This window comes from Streptomyces sp. NPDC018947 (genome assembly GCF_044390505.1).
Lineage (GTDB): Bacteria > Actinomycetota > Actinomycetes > Streptomycetales > Streptomycetaceae > Streptomyces.
Genome location: NZ_JBIRZD010000012.1, coordinates 110,810 through 125,644, shown reverse-complemented (window position 1 = coordinate 125,644; position 14,835 = coordinate 110,810). Strand labels below are relative to the sequence as shown.

The window sequence follows — 14,835 nt, the reverse complement described above, 5'->3', positions numbered from 1 at the left end:
GCCGATCCGTGCCGGGGCGCGTCCACGGGCGACGATGGGACCGGGACCTCCACACGGAAGATCCGGTGCGGCGGGTTCCGGGCGTACCCGACCGGTCCGGACCCGAGCGGAACGCCACCGGGGAACGGCGCCGCCCTCCCCGCCCCTCATGACGCGGCCACGACACGGTCGGCCCCTGCCCGGCCCGCCCGCGAGCGGCGCCCGGCTTCCGTCACGAGACCGGGGCCGGGCCGGCCGCCGGCCCGGCCCCCGGTACGCAGCGGGGCGAGTGGGGTACCCGGCCCTCACCGGGGGAGAGAGGCAGGCATCGGATCATGCGGTTCCCCGATCGCCGGACAGCCGGCCAGGAACTCGGTCTGCGGCTCATGGAGTGGGCGTCCGAAGGCGAGCTTCCCCGGCCCGTCGTGCTCGCCCTGCCCCGCGGCGGCGTGCCGGTGGCCGCCGAGGTGGCCCGGGCCCTCGGGGCGCCACTGGACGTGCTGGTGGCCCGGAAGATCGGGCTGCCGGGCAGCCCGGAGACGGGCATCGGCGCCGTCGTGGGCGACGACCCGCCCCTGTTCGACCAGCGGTCCCTGGAGATGCTCGGCCTCCGCGAGGACCGCCTCGTCGAGGACGTGGCCCGCGAGCGCGAGGAACTCAGACGCCGCGCCCTGCTCTACCGGGGCGACCCCGCCACGCCCGACGTCGAGGACCGTACCGTGCTCCTCGTGGACGACGGCCTGGCCACCGGCGCCACCGCCCGCGCCGCCCTGCGCCACCTGCGAAGGCTGCGGCCCGCCCGGCTGATCCTCGCCGTCCCCGTGGGCGCTCCCGAGAGCGTCGCCGAGATGCGCTCGGAGGCCGACGACGTCCTCTGCCTCCGGCAGCCGCCGGACTTCTACGCGGTCGGCCTCTGGTACGACGACTTCGAGCAGGTGAGCGACGAGGAGGTCGTCGAGATCCTGCACGCGCACAGGGCCGCTCGGTGAGGTCCGGGCCGGTCGCGCGGCACCCCTGTCCGGCGAGGCGATGAGTTCCGCGGGCGAGCCGGGTCCACACCCTGCGACGGTCGCAGAATCCGCCGCCCGGCACCGAGGAACCGCACCTGAGGAGATCCCATGACCGCCACCTACACCTTCGACGTCTTCTCCAGCCTGGACGGCTACGGCGCCGCCGGCGGCGACTGGACCGGCTACTGGGGCAAGCAGGGCCCCGAACTGCTCGACCACCGCCTCGCCCTCTACGCCCAGGAGCAGCGGATGGTCTTCGGCGCCCGCACCTACCGCCTGTTCGCCCGCATGCTGGCCGAGAGCACCGAGGACTCCGAGGTGCGCGACCCGTGGGTGACCCGGATGAGGAGCCTGCCGGCGACGGTGGTGTCGACCACGCTCGAAGGCCCCCTCGACTGGCCGGACGCGACCGTCGTGAGCGGTGACGCCGTCGATGTCGTCGCCCGGCTCAAGAAGGAGTCCGAGGTGCCGTTGCGCTCGCACGGCAGCCTGTCGATGAACCGGGCCCTGATGGCCGCCGGCCTGGTCGACCGCGTCCAGGTGACGCTCTTCCCCGTCATCACCGGACGCACCGGGCTGGACCCGGTCTTCCGGGGCGCGGCCGACTTCGACCTCGAACTGCTCGAGCACCGCACGCTCGACGGCCGCATCCAGGAGCTGGTCTACCGGCCCACCCCGCACTGACCGCCCGTCACCGGGCCTCCCGGAGCCGGAGCAGATACGTCGCGGTCAGCGCGACGGCACGCTCCGCGTCGTGCGACAGCCCGGCCAGCACACGTGACGCGGCGGCTCCCGGGATCCCCGCCAGCGCCTGGGTCAGCCGCCCGCGCGCGGCCGCCGGCGTGCCGTCGTCGGCGAGGAGGCCGGCCACCTCGGCCGTGATCCGGTCCGCCATCGCGGTGCCGCTGGCCAGGAAGCTCAGCGCGTCGGCCGCGTCGGTGTCGTTCCTGCCCTCCACGATCATGTCGATGAGCGCCGGGACCGCGTCGGCGACGCCACGGTTCCCGAGCGCCGTCGCCGCGCACGCGCGGACCACGGCGTCGGAGTGCGCGAGGGCGCCCAGCAGCGGCTCGGTGGCCTCACCGCCGGCCAGCTCGGCGAGGCACCGGACGGCACGCTCCCGCACGGCGGCCACCGGCGAGTCGAGGCCCTTGGCCAGCAGTTCCGCCCCGCCGTCGCCCGATCGCGCCAGCGCCCAGCGCAGGGCCCCGGCGACGTGCGGATCCGTCTCGTCCAGCGCCGCCTCGACCAGGGCCTCCACCGGCAGCGGCACCTGGCCGGCCGAGGACAGGGCGGCGCGCTGGCGGTCGGCGGCGCTCGGCGACCCCAGCGCCTGGAGGAGGGCGACGACCTGTAGGACGTCCTCCCATCCGGAGGGCTCCGCGGCGTCGATCCGGCCCAGCCGCGTGAGCAGCTCCGTCTCGGCCGCGACGCGTTCGCGGGTCTGACGGATGAGGTCGCCCACGAGCGCCGAGGGCGTGAAGCCGGGATCGTGCAGCGCGCGCTCGATCTCACGCAGGGACAGCCCGAGCGAACGCAGGCTCTCGATGTGGAAGATCCGCCGGATGTCCTCGTCGCAGTACTCCCGGTAACCGGAGTCCGTACGGCCGGACGGCCGCACCAGCCCCAGCGACTCGTAGTGCCGCAGCATGCGGGCGCTGACGCCGGACCGCCGTGCCACCTCGCCGATCAGCACGCCCTGCCGCCCTCCCCGCCGGCGCCGCCGAGGGCCACGACGCGCTTGGCCTCCTCGATCGCGTACTCGAAGCCGCTGTCCGGGTCGAGCAGCAGCCGTCGCGTGGCCAGGGCGTGCGCGCGCACGTCCGGGTCCGGTGCGGTCACCGCGTCCCGCAGCGCGGGCTCCACCACGTCCCCGAGCGCGATCAGTGCCCGGCACAGGCTCATCCGCGTCTCCCGCCCACCGCGCCCCAGCTGTGTCACCAGCACGGCGGCCAGGGCCGACTCCTCGCCTTCCGGTACGAGTACGACCGCGGTCCGCCAGGCGGTGCGCGCCACCTCGTCGTCGGCGTCGGTCAGCACCGCCCGAGTGATCGCCGGCCACGCCCGCCGGTCCCCGATCTTGGACAGCGTGTGCAGCGCCTGACTGCGTGCCCGCGCCCGCTGCGAGCGGACCTCGCGCACCAGCTCGGGCAGCGTCAGGGACACCGGGTGACGGGTGAGCGCCCAGGTCAGCATGTCCCGCACGAGGAACTCCGGTTCGACCGCGCACCGTTCGACGAGCTTGCCGACGAAGCGTGGATCGGGCGTCGTGCCGATCGCCATGGCGGCCCGCAGCCGCACGGACGCACGGCCGTCCTCCAGCTCCTGGAGCGCCCGCGTCCCCTCAGTGCCCTGTTCCGTGGCCGGCATGAGACCACCTCCTCGGCAAGCAGTAAAGGCCTTGCCACAGTGTCAAGGTCAAACCGGTCCCACGGTGGTGAAGCCCGGGGCGACGTCGCCGTCGAGGGCCCAGAGCGCGGCCGTGTACCAGAGAAGGGCGACCCCGAGCACGAGGAGGGAGCCCACCACCGGGAGCAGCACACCCGGCAGACGCCTGCTGCGTACGACGAGCACCTTGGCCACGAACGCGCCGTAGAAGGCGCACCCGGTGAAGGAGTGGACGGCGACCCGCGGGGACGACGTCTCGATCCCGTAGGTGACGAGGCAGTGGTACGCGATCGGCAGCGAGAAGAGGAACAGGAGGAACCCGAGCACGCGGTGTCCCAGCCGCACGGGCCGCGGCGCGGGTCCCGGTCCGGGCAGGCGGCCGTACATCCACGCGGCGAGGGCGAGCTGGATGACGGCGAGGCCGAGCAGTACGGTGCCGAGCCGGGCCTTGAGGTCCACCGCCGCGGCGCCGTGTTCTCCGTAGAGCCCGCTGTTGTAGTCCGGGGTGTGCCGGGTGCCGAAGAGGTAGATCCCGACGCCGACGGCGACGGGCAGCAGGAGGCCGAGGGCGGCGAGCGCGGTGCTGGTCGCGCGCCGCCGCCCCCGGCTTCCACCGTGGCCGTCGTGGACGGCGCCGGGGCGGTCTCGCCTGCTCAGCTCTCGACCTGCTTGCCCTTGGCGTCCACGACGTACCAGACGGCGCCGAACTGGTTGAGGTCCTGGCCGTTGGTCTGACCCGGCTTGGAGTCGCCGGAGTAGTAGTAGAGGGGGTGGCCGTTGTAGGTGACCTGCTCGTCCCCGTCGGACCGCTTGGTGGTGTCGAGCAGCTTCTCGTCGGCGCCCTTTCCGGCCTTGGGCTTGCCCTTGGTGAGGAACGGCGGCCACGCCTTGGCGCAGTCGCCGTTGCAGTTCGACTTGTTCTTCTTGTCGGCGAGGAAGAGGTAGAGCGTGCGGCCCTTGTCGTCGACGAGGATGGTGCCGAGGTCGCCCGCGGTCTTCGTGTCGACGGTGGCCTGCTTGGGCGACGCGGACGCGGACGCGGACGCGGACGCGGACGCGGACGAGGTCGTGCCGTAGCCCGTCCGGGAGGAGTTGTCGGAGCTGTCGGAGCAGCCGGCCAGGGCAGCGGTGAGCAGAACCGCGGCGGCGCAGGCAGCGGTCGTGGTGGTGCGCTTCATCAAGGTCTCCGTAGGGGAGCGCGACAGGACCCGGTATTCCTTTCCGATTCATCCGTCGAGGCCCTGGTCCCCCGGGCGAAAGCACTCCTCCAGCGCAACCCGCGGCAGCCCGGCATCGGGGCCGAGCCGACCGTGGCGCCGCCGGACACGAACGAGCCCGGACACCTCCTGCGGGCACACCCTTCCCACGCGCCTGTCCGTCCGAGCGGGAGCGGGGCGCCACGGCCCCTCCTCGTGGAACGAGGCATCATGGAATCCGTCATCCCGCAGGCCCCCGTCGAGGAGACCACGTGGAACGAGCCCGTCACCGACGAGCGGCAACGGCGCACAGCACCCCGATGGGCGAGGCGGTGCGCCCGTGAGCCGGGTCCTGGTGACCGGTTCGACGGACGGCCTCGGACGCGCCGCGGCGGATTCCCTGCTATCCGCGGGCCACGACGTCGTCGTGCACGCCCGGAACGAGGAGCGAGCGGCAGCCCTCGACGCGCTGGTCGGCCGGGGAGCGCGGCTCGTGGTGGGCGACTTCACCGACCGCGACGCCGTACGGCGCATCGCGGGCGAGCTGAACGAGACCGAGCCGCTCGACGCCGTCATCCACAACGCCGGCGTGTGGAGCGGACGCGCCGTCATGCCGGTCAACATCGTCGCCCCGTACCTACTCACGGCCCTCCTGCGCGCTCCGCGCAGACTCGTGTACCTCAGCAGCGGCTCGCACTTCAGCGGGCATCCCTCGCCGGCCGGCGTCGACTGGCGGGGCGAGAGCGCGGGCTCGTACGCCGACAGCAAGCTGTTCGTCACGGCCCTCGCGGCCGCGGTGGCCCGGCTGCGGCCCGGGGTGCTGAGCAACGCCGTCGACCCGGGCTGGGTGCCGACCAGGATGGGCGGGCCGGGTGCCCCCGACGACCTGGAACTCGGCCACCGGACACAGGAGTGGCTGGCCACGAGCGACGACCCGGAGGCCCTGACCACCGGCGGCTACTGGTACCACCGTCGGCGCCGGCAGCCGCACCGCGCGGTCCACGACGAGGCGTTCCAGGACCGCCTCCTGCGGGCGCTGGCCGAGGAGACGGACACCGCGCTCTGACCCCGCGCGGTCACCGCCCCGGCGCCCGCGTCATGCACCAGGTGAGCGGGCCGCCGTCGGGCAGGGGGACTTCGGCGGTGACGGCGAAACCGAGGCGCTCGTAGAACCGCACGTTGCGCGGGTCGGAGGTCTCCAGGAACGCGGGGACGCCCGCCTCCTCGGCCGCCTCCAGGCCCGGCCGCAGCACCGCCGCGCCCCGGCCCCGGCCCTGGGCGCCGGGGTCCACCCCGACGGTGGCCAGGAACCACACGGGCCGCGTGGGGCGGTGCGGTTCCAGAGCCTCCTCGGCGGCCCGGTACGCCGCGGAGCGGTCCCCCGCCAGCTCCGGGAGCAGCGAGGAGAGCTCGGTGAAGGCCGGCGAGGGGTCCTGCTCCGGGGTCGTCCAGGCGGCCACCGCGAGACGGTCGTCGGTGACCCAGGAACGGCCGTAGCGCAGAGCGACGCGCGTCAGGAACAGTTCCTGAAGGCGGCGCACGCGCTCCTGATGGCCGTCGTCGGCGACGACGTGCCGGGTGAACGGATAGTCCGCGAACGCGCGGGCGAGCACCCGCACGCACGCGGGCACGTCGTCAGGGGTGGTGGGCCGTACTGGCGGGGTGGTGCTGGACATGGGGTACTCCGGGCGGGGATCGGTCGGGCAGGGGTGTGGTTCGTCGGTCGGGCGGGCAGGGGTGCGCCGTCGGCAGCGCGCCGGTCCAGGAGATCGCGCGGGCCACCGATCCCGGGCACGCACTCGTGCCCGAACATCCTTTCCGGCCGACCGGCGGCGGACAAGTCGGTTTCGCACGGGCTGGGCCCGGTGCGGCGGCCGGGCCGTCATAGGATGCCCGATGGCGGGGGCCCTCGGTCCGGTACGCGGCCCGCGCCCTCGTGACGGGGTGAGCGGATGGTCGAGAGCGGTGTGACGGGGGCGCGGGAGGCGCCGCCCGCCTACGCGGTCGAGGTCGGGACGGAACCGCTGGACCGGCCCGCGCGGAACTCGGTGGGGGGATGGCCCTGCCTCGACGACGGCCAGGAGTGGCCCGAGTGCTTCTGCGGCGACCGGATGGCCTTGTTCTTCCAGTTCGACGTCCCCGCTGACGTGGAGCACTTCGCCGGGGACCATCTGCTCGTCTTCCACTGCCTCGCGCACAACGACGCGTCGGACCCCCAGCTCGTCGACGGCCTTCTGGTGCCCCGGTACTGGGACGCCCCGCAGCCGCCCTTTCCGCGTCCCTTCTGGCGCGCACTGCTCCAGCGCCGGGCCCGGCGCCCGCGCCCCGAGGCCGAACCGTCCGTCCGCGCCCTGCCGTTGACCCTGCGGCCGTTCCCGGACACCCCCGGCCCGCTGGGGACCAGCGCCTTCAAGGTGGGCGGAACGCCGTACTGGGCCCAGTACCCCGAGTACTACACCTGCGCGTGCGGAACGGACTTGGCCTACCTCTGCCAGGTGCCCGAGGGCGTGGACTTCGCCGTCCACCCCGGTCTGCCGGAACAGCCCTACAGCGTCCGGGCCGACACCTGCCAGATGTTCCTGGGGAACGAGATCTACCTGCTGGCCTGCCCGGCCCACTGCGATCCGGCGGCCCTCTGGCCGGTCAACCAGCACTGAACACCGGCCCTTCCGCACCGTCCTGACGCCGCCGTGCGGCGCCCGTCGCTGACGCGAGGGCGTGGGGGCTCAGCGCTGCTCCCGTGAAGCGGCTGGGGAACGCCCCGCGGGAGCTGCTGGCGTCCGACGACGCGTGACCGGCTACAGCAAGCCCAGCGCCTCCCGCGGTTCGGCCGTCAGCTCCAGGGTTTCCAGTACCGTCAGCAGTTGCCTTTCCTCGTAGCGGAAGTGGTTCTCCATGAGCGCGGAGATGCCTTCGAGGTGCTGGTCGAGTTCCTCCGGCGGCGCGGCCCGTTCGACCGCGGTCCTGAGGCCGCCGAGCAGGTGGGCGATCATCGAGTGGTCCTGTTCGAGCGATCGCAGCACCGGCCGCAGCTCCGGGTGCGCGGCCGCGACGGCGGGGAACAGGGTGTGGTCCTCGCCCCGGTGGTGACTGTCGAGGGCCGTGCAGAAGCCGTGGCAGTACAGCAGCAGTTCACGTGTGGCCGACTCACCGGGGGTGCCGTCGGCGAGCGAGGCGCGGGTCAGGGAGAGTGCCTCGCGCAGTCGCCGGTGCACCTGGCGCATTTCTCGGCTCCAGGCCACGAGCCTGGTCGTCTCGCACTCAGTCATGCGAGAGCGAAGGGTTCGACGAGAGCATCGCCGGTCTCCTTCGGTACGGCGCCTCCATGCCTGACACGGTCTGCCACCGGCACGCGACGCTACCCGTACCGTACACGCACGCCCGGAGGCCGCGCCGCGGTTTTCTCGAACGGCCAACTCCCGAACAGGTGGACGCCGTTGGCGGAAGGCCCGCCGCCCTCGACGAACGCGGTGCTCACGGCCCCTGGGGCCGCGGCGGCGCCTGCCGCACGCCGAGCCGCTCGGCGAGGAAGGCGATGATCTCGTCCCTGGCCCGCAGGGTGGGGTGACCCTCCTCGTCCACGAGGTGCGCCGTGACCACGCTGTGGGCGCAGCCGACGACGTCGCGGAAGAAGGGCGGCGGACTGCCGTTCGCCGTCTCGCCGGCGAGTACGCGACCGTCGAACGCGTCCCCGAGCAGCGCCCGGTAGGCCGCGAACCTGCGCCCGGTGCACCAGGTGTCGTTGTCGAAGCGGTAGGCGAGCACCTTCAGCCCGTCGCGCGCGATACGTTCCGCGACGGCGGCGGCGTCCTCCTCGCCGATCTCCAGCCCGCCGGGGTCGTCGAGCGGAAGCGACGGATGGTTGACCACCGGTGCGACGACCGCGGGTTCGAGCGCCATGGTGAGGGCGAAGTTGCCGGTGAAGCACAGGCCGACGGCGCCGACGCCGGGCCCGCCGCACTCGGCGTGCGCCAGCCGGGCGAGCCCGCGCAACCACGAGACGACGGGGCTGGTCCCTCCACCGGCGAAGGCCCTGAACTCGGCGCTGACACAGGCGCGCCGCACGACCGCCTCCCCGGCCCCGGCGAGCGGATGGGCGCCGTCGACGCCGAAGAGGGACGGCAGGTAGACGCGGAAGCCCGCATCGCGCACCCAACGCGCGAACCGGGCGACGTCGGGGCTGATGCCCGGCATCTCGGGCATCAGGACCACAGCCGGTCCCGAACCGGTGACGTACACGGTCTTGTCGGCGCCGTCGACGCGGACGGCCCTCTTCGCGAAGTCGTCCAACGGGTCGTTCTGTCCTCGCACGACGGTCATGAGGGCGATCATGGACAACGGGCGCCGTCCTGAGGAGCGGCGGCATCGCCACGTCACCGGGTAATATCGCCACCCGTGCCGACTGCCGAAGGAGCAGCATGAGTGCGCTGCGCGTGGGGGTGCTGGCCTACCCCGGCTGCTTCGCGTCGGAGGTGTACGGAGTCCCGGATCTGCTCTCGATGGCCACACACGTCGCCGCGGCACAAGGAGCGGCTCACCCCGCCTACGAGACCTCGGTCGTCTCGCCCCGGCGGCGGGTGGTCGCGTCCGGTGGCTCGCGCATCGACGTCGGCGCGCTCCGTCCGGTCGACGTGCTGATCGTGCCGGGCTTCGAGCTCTCGCCCGGCCTCGACCTCGACGCGACACTCGCGGACCTGAGGCCGGAGACGGCCGCCGTCCGTGCGCAGGCGGAGGCGGGGGCCGCCGTCGTGTCGATCTGCGTGGGTGCCTTCCTGCTCGCCGAGGCCGGGCTGCTCGCCGGGCGCGAGGCGACCACGTCCTGGCTGTTCGCGGACCGGCTGGCCCGCCGCCACGCCGACATCCGCGTGCGCCCCGACAGGCTGGTCGTGACCGACCGCGGGGTGACGACCACGGCGGCCTTCACCGCCATGTACGACTTCGCGCTGCAGTTCGTCCGCGAGCACCATGGCTCCCGCGTCGCCCGCGGCACCGCGCGCCTCGCGCTGGTGGACGACGCGCGCTCCACACAGGCTCCCTACGCCGACCCGCGGCTCGTCCCCACGACGGGCGGGGAGTTCTCGCACGCCGTCAAGCGGTGGCTCGACCAGAACCTCGGCGCCCGCTACGACCTGCCCGCCCTCGCCCGGGAGTTCCACGTCAGCACGAGAACCCTGCTGCGCCGATTCGGCGGGGAAGCCGGGGAGACACCACTCGCGTACCTCCAGGCCGCCCGGGTGCGGCGGGCCAGACACCTGCTGGAGACGACCGGGAGGACCGTCGCGAGCATCGCCGCCGACGTCGGCTACCGCGACCCCGGCGCGTTCAGCGGCATCTTCATCCGGCACACGGGCCAGCGGCCGGGGGAGTACCGCGCGAAGTTCCGCCGCCCGGGCGCCTGCGCGAAGCCGACGCGGCAGCCGGCGGTCTCGTTGGGCGCGGGGGCTGCCGCAGGGACCGGGCCGGGTGCGGCCGACGGCCCGGATGGCCTATGATTGATCTTGAGAGGCGGCCCGCTGCGGCGGTGGTCCTCTCGATGCGTCGGTTGTCCAAGGAAAGACGCCCCGCTTCCTGTGGGGAGATGCAGGTGCAAGGCCTGCCCGGCGCTCCGCGGTCCCGTTCCCGCTTTGCGGGGACGGGACTTCTTCATGTGCGCGGCGAGGCGCCGGGAGCCCCTGGCTCCTGCGGCCGCGACCAGCTCCCGTCCCGCCACCGAGCCCGCATCACCGCCCCGGTGACCACGGCCACCCCCAGAATCACGCCGGCCGCGATCGCCCGTCCCGACCCGAGGGCCGCCGGCCCGGACACCGGGACCGCCGCGGCGGCCACCACCACCCCGGCCCCCGCGCACGCCGCGACCGCCTCGCCCCACACCCGCGCGGCACCGCGCCGCCCCCACCGCCACAGCCACGACTCACTGGTCACCAGATACGCGACCGACAGCACCGCCACCGCGGCCTGCTCCCACCACACGTGGTCCCCGAAGGCCGCGACGACCACAACACCCCCCGCCAGCACCGTCGTCCGGTGCCGCAGCGCGAGGTGCGACCAGCGCGCCGACGCAAGCGACGGCCGCCGTTCCACCGCCGGCGCCGCCCACACCGCGAAGACGACCACGCCGGTGAACAGCACAGCCCCCGGCGGTCCGTCCACCGTCGCCCACGGACGCCACGCCATCACCACGGCCGACGCCCCGAGCACCCGCACCGGCAGGGTCTCGGCCCAGTACCCCGCGTACTCCCGAAGGCCCACCCGCGTATCGAGCACCGTCATCGCACACGCCCCCCGATCCGCCCCGACAGCAACGGGGCCAGCGCCAGGTCCAGCGGCTCGCCCACGACGTGCCGCAGCACCGGCACCCCGCTGTCCCGCAGGGCGAACCGCATCGCCTCCCGGTCCGCGTGCCACAACCGCAGTCCCAACTCGCCCGCGACGTCACCGGGTTCGACCAGGGGGTCACCGCTCGGGATCTCCACGACGACCGGCCGCCGGCCCCGCCCCTGGAGATCCCGCAGCACCTTCAGGATCCGCGCGTCGCTCAACGGGGTGAACACATACACGACAGCCCCCTCCGGCAGCGCGGGCGGCGGCACCCGTTCGAGCCCGGGAGCGTCGAACTGCCGGTCCCTGCGGACGTCCAGGACGCTCTCGACGATGCGGTAGAACGCCGCGTCCCCGGTCCCCGGAGCCAGCCACCGCGTGGTGCCCCCGGTCGACACCACCCCCACCCGGTCGTGGGTGCGCAGATAGGCCCGGGCGAGCCCGGCGGCGGCCCGTACGGTCTCGTCCAGGGACGACATCCCGGTCACCGGGTCGACGACGTCCCCGAACGCGTCGATCAGCATCACCGTGTCGGCGGCCCGTTCGGCCGAGAACCGGTGCAACTGCACGCTCCCGCGCCGGGACGTGGACGGCCAGTGGATACGACGCTGGCGTTCCCCCGGCACCCACGGGCCCACCCCTATGACCTCGACACCCTCCCCCGTCTGCAGGGACGCGTGCTCGCCGAGCCGCTGCGGCAGCCGCACCGGGATCGGCGTGAACCGCGCCTGCGCGGCCCGGGGGAACACGGACACCTCGACCGCCTCGACGCGCACGGTACGGCGCACGGTGCCCCCGGCGTCGTAGACGTCGAGGTCCACCGGGCCGAGCGACCAGCGCCCCCAGTGCAGCGCGGTGTGGCGGAGCGTCACCGAGGACGCCCCGACGACGACCTCGTCCAGCCGCATGCCCGGGCCGAGCGTGACGCCCGGGTCGAGGCGCACGGCGTCGCCGTCGTGGGCCACCTCGACGCGGACGGTGACGGTGTCGCCCTCGAAGCAGCGCCGGGGCTCGACCGTGGCCGACGTCTCGATCCGGCGTGCGCGGGCGCGCGGCGACGCCAGCGCGAGCAGCACCAGCGGGGCCGCCGCGAGCGCGAGGAGCCACGCCCGCCCGGTGAGCAGGGCGGCGGACAGGGCGAGGACCGCCACGGTCAGCAGGCGCAGCGTCCTCTCGCCCGGGCGCGGCCCGCCGGGTGGTGGGGGCGGCGGCTGCACGGGAGAGGTGCGTCCCTCCAGCGCGCGGACCACCGCGGCGCTCGGCCGGGGCACGGGTGCGGTCACGACGTCACGGCGGCCGTGCGCCGCGTGGACGGTGTGCCGACGCCGTCGACGATCTCGCGCAGCACGTCGTCCGTGGACACCTCCCGCACCCATGACTCCGGCCGCAGCGACACCCGGTGGGCCAGCGCGGGCACCGCGAGGCTCTTGACGTCCTCCGGGACGACGTAGTCGCGGCCGTCCAGCACGGCGCGGGCGCGGGCGAGCTGGACCAGGGCGAGGCCGCCGCGCGGCGAGGCGCCGATGCTGATCCGGGGGTGCTCACGGGTCGCGCCGACGAGAGCCACCGCGTACTCCAGCAGGTCGTCGTCGATCTCCACGCGCTCCACGACCGCCCGCCACGCCGCGACGTCGGCCGGTCCCGCGAGCGTGTCGAGGACGGCCTCCGGCGCGGCCCGGTCGACCCGGGCCCGCAGCATCGCCAGCTCCTCCCGTGCGCTCAGGTACCCCATCCGCACCCGCAACTGGAACCGGTCGAGCTGGGCCTCGGGAAGCGAGTAAGTGCCCTCGTACTCCACGGGGTTGGCGGTCGCGACGACCAGGAACGGGTCGGCGAGCGGCCGGGTCTCGCCGTCCACGGTCACCTGTGACTCGGCCATGGCCTCCAGCAGCGCCGCCTGCGTCTTGGGCGGCGTCCGGTTGATCTCGTCCGCGAGCAGGAGGTGCGTGAAGACCGGGCCGGGGTGGAACACCATCTCGCCGGTGCGCTGGTCGTACAGCGGCGCCCCGGTGACGTCGGACGGCAGCAGGTCGGGCGTGAACTGGATCCGGCGGAAGTCCAGACCGAGGGTGGTCGCGAAGGACCGGGCCAGAAGCGTCTTGCCGAGCCCCGGCAGGTCCTCGACGAGGACGTGCCCGCCGGCCAGTACGGCCAGCATCACGAGTTCGAGGGCGTCCGACTTGCCGACGACGGCCCGGCCGACTTCGCGCAGCACGGCGCCGGCCTGCTCGCCGACCTGTCCGGCGGTGCGGAGCTGAGGCGTCAAGGGACTCGTCACGGCCCTTCCTCCTTATGGGTACGGATACGAGTGCGGGGTGCGCCGAGTTCTTCGAGCCGGTCGACGAGGCGGCGCAGCACGTCGACCGGAACCTCGCCGTCGGGCCCGGTCGCGGGCGGCCGGGAACCCAGCCACGTCCACAGCTCCTCGCCGATCAACCGGGCCGCCCGTTCGGGCTGATGGTCCAGCGAGACGTGGTGGTGCTCGGCGAGCACGGCGGCGTACAGGCGGCGCAGCTCGGGCCGGAGCAGCGTGCGGTAGGGGACGGCGCCGTCGGTCCCGGTGGCGGTCTCCACGTTCCGCCGCCACTCGCCCATGCCCGGCGCCCGGGTCCGCAACAGCCGCACCTCGTCGCGCCACCCGGAGTCGAGGGCGCCCGCCCCGGCGACGTACCGGGCGAGGAGCAGCCCCACGACGACGAGCAGGGCCACGACGGCGCCGGCCGCCCCGGCCCCGTCGAGGAGCAGGACGAGCAGGACACCCGAACCGGCGACCGCGCCGCCGAGCAGCCCGATCCGCCGCAGAGGCAGCGGGTCGCGTGCCGGAGCCCGGCCCCCGGGCCCGCTCATCGCGGCGCCTCCCGCTCCTGGAGCAGCGCGGCGATCTCCTCCAGGGCGTCGGCCGCGGCCTCGCGGTGCCGGTCGCCCATGGGGTGCGAGGAGTAACGGGCCTCGCGGAACAGCGCGGTGAGACGCGGCGCGGCCGGACTCGGGGCGAGGCCCGCCCGGGCGGCGCGGGCGAGGAGGTCGGCGGGACTGTCGGAGGCGCGCCGCCGCACACCGGACGCGACGAGAGCGTCCTCCATCGCGGCGTAGCAGGCGATGACGGCCCCCCGCGCGTCACCGGCCCCGGCCAGGGCGCGGCGGCCCGAGCGCACGGCGGACAGGAGCAGCCGCGCGTCCTCGTCCTCGGCGGGGGCGTCCGCGGGGCCGGGGCGCGGCGGCAGCGTCAGCCGGAGCCGGCGCAGCCGCCGTACGACGGCCACGGCGATCGCCACGACGACGAGCGCGGCCAGCAGGCCCAGCGCAATGGCCGGCGACAGGGAGAAGCCGTTGGCCGAACCGTCGTCGGGGAGCTGTCCGTCGAGGCCCGGCGGGGTGGAGGGAGGCGGAGGGGAGAGGGACGGGACGATGTCCACCGGCGGAGCCGGCTGAGTGCCGCCGCGGGTGAACCGGTGCAGGACGACGGCCAGCAGGCCGATGACACCGGGCCCGACGAGCAGCAGCCGCACCGCCGCCTGCCGCAGCCGTTCCTCACGGGGCGGGAAGACGGTCCGGTCGTCGTCGACGCGGGAGCGCAGGGGTTCGGTGACGCGCGTGACCCCGGCCGCCCACGCGACGGACAGCCCGATCACCACGACGCCCCAGTGGCCGAGCGGCCCCCGGCCGGAACGCAGCAGCCCTTCCTCCGGCCGCAGCACGAGCGCGGCGACGGCCAGCGCCCCGACGACCCCGACGGCGACCACCGCCCCCGGTACCGACCGCTGCCCCCGCCGCGCCTCGCGTCCCATGCGCCCCCCGCTGAACCGTCCCCCCGAACGTCGGTTCACCGTATCTTGGCATACCCCTCGGTTCCGTGCGGAGCGGCGCGGTGGGGCCGTGGCCGCCTCGCGGCCGGCCTCCAGGTGCTTCATGGCCGGTTCCCCGGCGCGCGGTACGCGCGCGCC

At 74.5% G+C, this 14,835-nt stretch carries 17 protein-coding genes; 5 read left to right on the top strand and 12 right to left on the bottom strand.

The window, feature by feature from the left end:
* Positions 1 to 314 precede the first annotated feature (314 nt).
* Positions 315 to 968, top strand: coding sequence for a phosphoribosyltransferase family protein (locus tag ACH499_RS22915; RefSeq protein WP_356200503.1), 654 nt, complete (start codon positions 315 to 317; stop codon positions 966 to 968).
* A 129-nt stretch (positions 969 to 1,097) separates the two neighbouring features.
* Positions 1,098 to 1,673 (top strand): dihydrofolate reductase family protein, encoded by a 576-nt coding sequence (locus ACH499_RS22910; RefSeq protein WP_399017963.1) that lies wholly within the window; start codon positions 1,098 to 1,100, stop codon positions 1,671 to 1,673.
* Positions 1,674 to 1,680: 7 nt separating this feature from the next.
* Here ACH499_RS22910 and ACH499_RS22905 read toward each other — a convergent pair whose 3' ends face one another.
* From ACH499_RS22905 to ACH499_RS22890, 4 genes are all read right to left on the bottom strand, one after another.
* On the bottom strand, positions 1,681 to 2,685 hold the full coding sequence (locus tag ACH499_RS22905) for a MerR family transcriptional regulator (RefSeq protein ID WP_399017961.1): 1,005 nt from the start codon (positions 2,683 to 2,685) through the stop codon (positions 1,681 to 1,683).
* Positions 2,679 to 3,359 carry a HEAT repeat domain-containing protein gene (locus ACH499_RS22900; protein ID WP_399017959.1) on the bottom strand — a complete coding sequence of 227 codons (681 nt, stop codon included), beginning with the start codon at positions 3,357 to 3,359 and terminating at the stop codon, positions 2,679 to 2,681. Before ACH499_RS22900 ends, ACH499_RS22905 begins: the two co-directional genes overlap by 7 nt.
* A gap of 48 nt (positions 3,360 to 3,407) precedes the next feature.
* Entirely contained in the window at positions 3,408 to 3,908 is a 501-nt protein-coding gene (locus ACH499_RS22895) for a DUF6529 family protein (protein WP_399018150.1), read from the bottom strand.
* Between the two features lie 122 nt (positions 3,909 to 4,030).
* On the bottom strand, positions 4,031 to 4,555 hold the full coding sequence (locus ACH499_RS22890) for a hypothetical protein (RefSeq protein ID WP_399017957.1): 525 nt from the start codon (positions 4,553 to 4,555) through the stop codon (positions 4,031 to 4,033).
* A 358-nt stretch (positions 4,556 to 4,913) separates the two neighbouring features.
* On the opposite strand from ACH499_RS22890, the gene ACH499_RS22885 reads away from it, so the two are divergent.
* Complete coding sequence (locus ACH499_RS22885) at positions 4,914 to 5,639, top strand: SDR family NAD(P)-dependent oxidoreductase (protein ID WP_356200512.1); 726 nt, start codon at positions 4,914 to 4,916, stop codon at positions 5,637 to 5,639.
* A gap of 10 nt (positions 5,640 to 5,649) precedes the next feature.
* Here ACH499_RS22885 and ACH499_RS22880 read toward each other — a convergent pair whose 3' ends face one another.
* Complete coding sequence (locus ACH499_RS22880) at positions 5,650 to 6,249, bottom strand: GNAT family N-acetyltransferase (protein WP_399017955.1); 600 nt, start codon at positions 6,247 to 6,249, stop codon at positions 5,650 to 5,652.
* Positions 6,250 to 6,525: 276 nt separating this feature from the next.
* On the opposite strand from ACH499_RS22880, the gene ACH499_RS22875 reads away from it, so the two are divergent.
* Positions 6,526 to 7,230: a hypothetical protein gene (locus ACH499_RS22875; RefSeq protein WP_399017952.1), complete on the top strand. Its 705-nt coding sequence runs from the start codon at positions 6,526 to 6,528 to the stop codon at positions 7,228 to 7,230.
* A gap of 141 nt (positions 7,231 to 7,371) precedes the next feature.
* On the opposite strand, the gene ACH499_RS22870 is transcribed toward ACH499_RS22875, so the two are convergent.
* Positions 7,372 to 7,842 carry a hemerythrin domain-containing protein gene (locus tag ACH499_RS22870; RefSeq protein ID WP_399017950.1) on the bottom strand — a complete coding sequence of 157 codons (471 nt, stop codon included), beginning with the start codon at positions 7,840 to 7,842 and terminating at the stop codon, positions 7,372 to 7,374.
* Between the two features lie 205 nt (positions 7,843 to 8,047).
* Positions 8,048 to 8,893 carry a dienelactone hydrolase family protein gene (locus tag ACH499_RS22865; RefSeq protein WP_356200519.1) on the bottom strand — a complete coding sequence of 282 codons (846 nt, stop codon included), beginning with the start codon at positions 8,891 to 8,893 and terminating at the stop codon, positions 8,048 to 8,050.
* A 98-nt stretch (positions 8,894 to 8,991) separates the two neighbouring features.
* Here ACH499_RS22865 and ACH499_RS22860 point away from each other — a divergent pair, with 98 nt between their 5' ends.
* Positions 8,992 to 10,065, top strand: a complete 1,074-nt coding sequence (locus tag ACH499_RS22860) for a GlxA family transcriptional regulator (protein WP_399017948.1) — start codon at positions 8,992 to 8,994, stop codon at positions 10,063 to 10,065.
* A gap of 151 nt (positions 10,066 to 10,216) precedes the next feature.
* On the opposite strand, the gene ACH499_RS22855 is transcribed toward ACH499_RS22860, so the two are convergent.
* From ACH499_RS22855 to ACH499_RS22835, 5 genes are read right to left on the bottom strand one after another with little or no spacing between them, the layout of a single operon-like run.
* The gene (locus ACH499_RS22855) at positions 10,217 to 10,843 is read right to left on the bottom strand and encodes a hypothetical protein (protein ID WP_399017946.1); all 627 of its coding nucleotides are present in this window, start codon (positions 10,841 to 10,843) and stop codon (positions 10,217 to 10,219) included.
* Positions 10,840 to 12,174, bottom strand: a complete 1,335-nt coding sequence (locus ACH499_RS22850; RefSeq protein WP_399017944.1) for a DUF58 domain-containing protein — start codon at positions 12,172 to 12,174, stop codon at positions 10,840 to 10,842. Before ACH499_RS22850 ends, ACH499_RS22855 begins: the two co-directional genes overlap by 4 nt.
* Positions 12,171 to 13,169 (bottom strand): AAA family ATPase, encoded by a 999-nt coding sequence (locus ACH499_RS22845; protein ID WP_399017942.1) that lies wholly within the window; start codon positions 13,167 to 13,169, stop codon positions 12,171 to 12,173. Before ACH499_RS22845 ends, ACH499_RS22850 begins: the two co-directional genes overlap by 4 nt.
* Positions 13,166 to 13,738, bottom strand: a complete 573-nt coding sequence (locus ACH499_RS22840; protein WP_399017940.1) for a hypothetical protein — start codon at positions 13,736 to 13,738, stop codon at positions 13,166 to 13,168. The genes ACH499_RS22845 and ACH499_RS22840 overlap by 4 nt, the downstream gene beginning before the upstream one ends.
* A complete protein-coding gene (locus tag ACH499_RS22835; RefSeq protein ID WP_399017938.1) occupies positions 13,735 to 14,679 on the bottom strand; it encodes a DUF4129 domain-containing protein in 945 nt (314 codons plus the stop codon). The genes ACH499_RS22840 and ACH499_RS22835 overlap by 4 nt, the downstream gene beginning before the upstream one ends.
* Positions 14,680 to 14,835: the final 156 nt, after the last annotated feature.

Coding starts and splice junctions, on each gene's coding strand:
- ACH499_RS22915 (WP_356200503.1), top strand. CDS start 315: ATGCGGTTCCCCGATCGCCGGACAGCCGGCCAGGAACTCGGTCTGCGG.
- ACH499_RS22910 (WP_399017963.1), top strand. CDS start 1,098: ATGACCGCCACCTACACCTTCGACGTCTTCTCCAGCCTGGACGGCTAC.
- ACH499_RS22900 (WP_399017959.1), bottom strand. CDS start 3,359: ATGCCGGCCACGGAACAGGGCACTGAGGGGACGCGGGCGCTCCAGGAG.
- ACH499_RS22890 (WP_399017957.1), bottom strand. CDS start 4,555: ATGAAGCGCACCACCACGACCGCTGCCTGCGCCGCCGCGGTTCTGCTC.
- ACH499_RS22880 (WP_399017955.1), bottom strand. CDS start 6,249: ATGTCCAGCACCACCCCGCCAGTACGGCCCACCACCCCTGACGACGTG.
- ACH499_RS22875 (WP_399017952.1), top strand. CDS start 6,526: ATGGTCGAGAGCGGTGTGACGGGGGCGCGGGAGGCGCCGCCCGCCTAC.
- ACH499_RS22870 (WP_399017950.1), bottom strand. CDS start 7,842: ATGACTGAGTGCGAGACGACCAGGCTCGTGGCCTGGAGCCGAGAAATG.
- ACH499_RS22865 (WP_356200519.1), bottom strand. CDS start 8,893: ATGACCGTCGTGCGAGGACAGAACGACCCGTTGGACGACTTCGCGAAG.
- ACH499_RS22860 (WP_399017948.1), top strand. CDS start 8,992: ATGAGTGCGCTGCGCGTGGGGGTGCTGGCCTACCCCGGCTGCTTCGCG.
- ACH499_RS22855 (WP_399017946.1), bottom strand. CDS start 10,843: ATGACGGTGCTCGATACGCGGGTGGGCCTTCGGGAGTACGCGGGGTAC.
- ACH499_RS22840 (WP_399017940.1), bottom strand. CDS start 13,738: ATGAGCGGGCCCGGGGGCCGGGCTCCGGCACGCGACCCGCTGCCTCTG.
- ACH499_RS22835 (WP_399017938.1), bottom strand. CDS start 14,679: ATGGGACGCGAGGCGCGGCGGGGGCAGCGGTCGGTACCGGGGGCGGTG.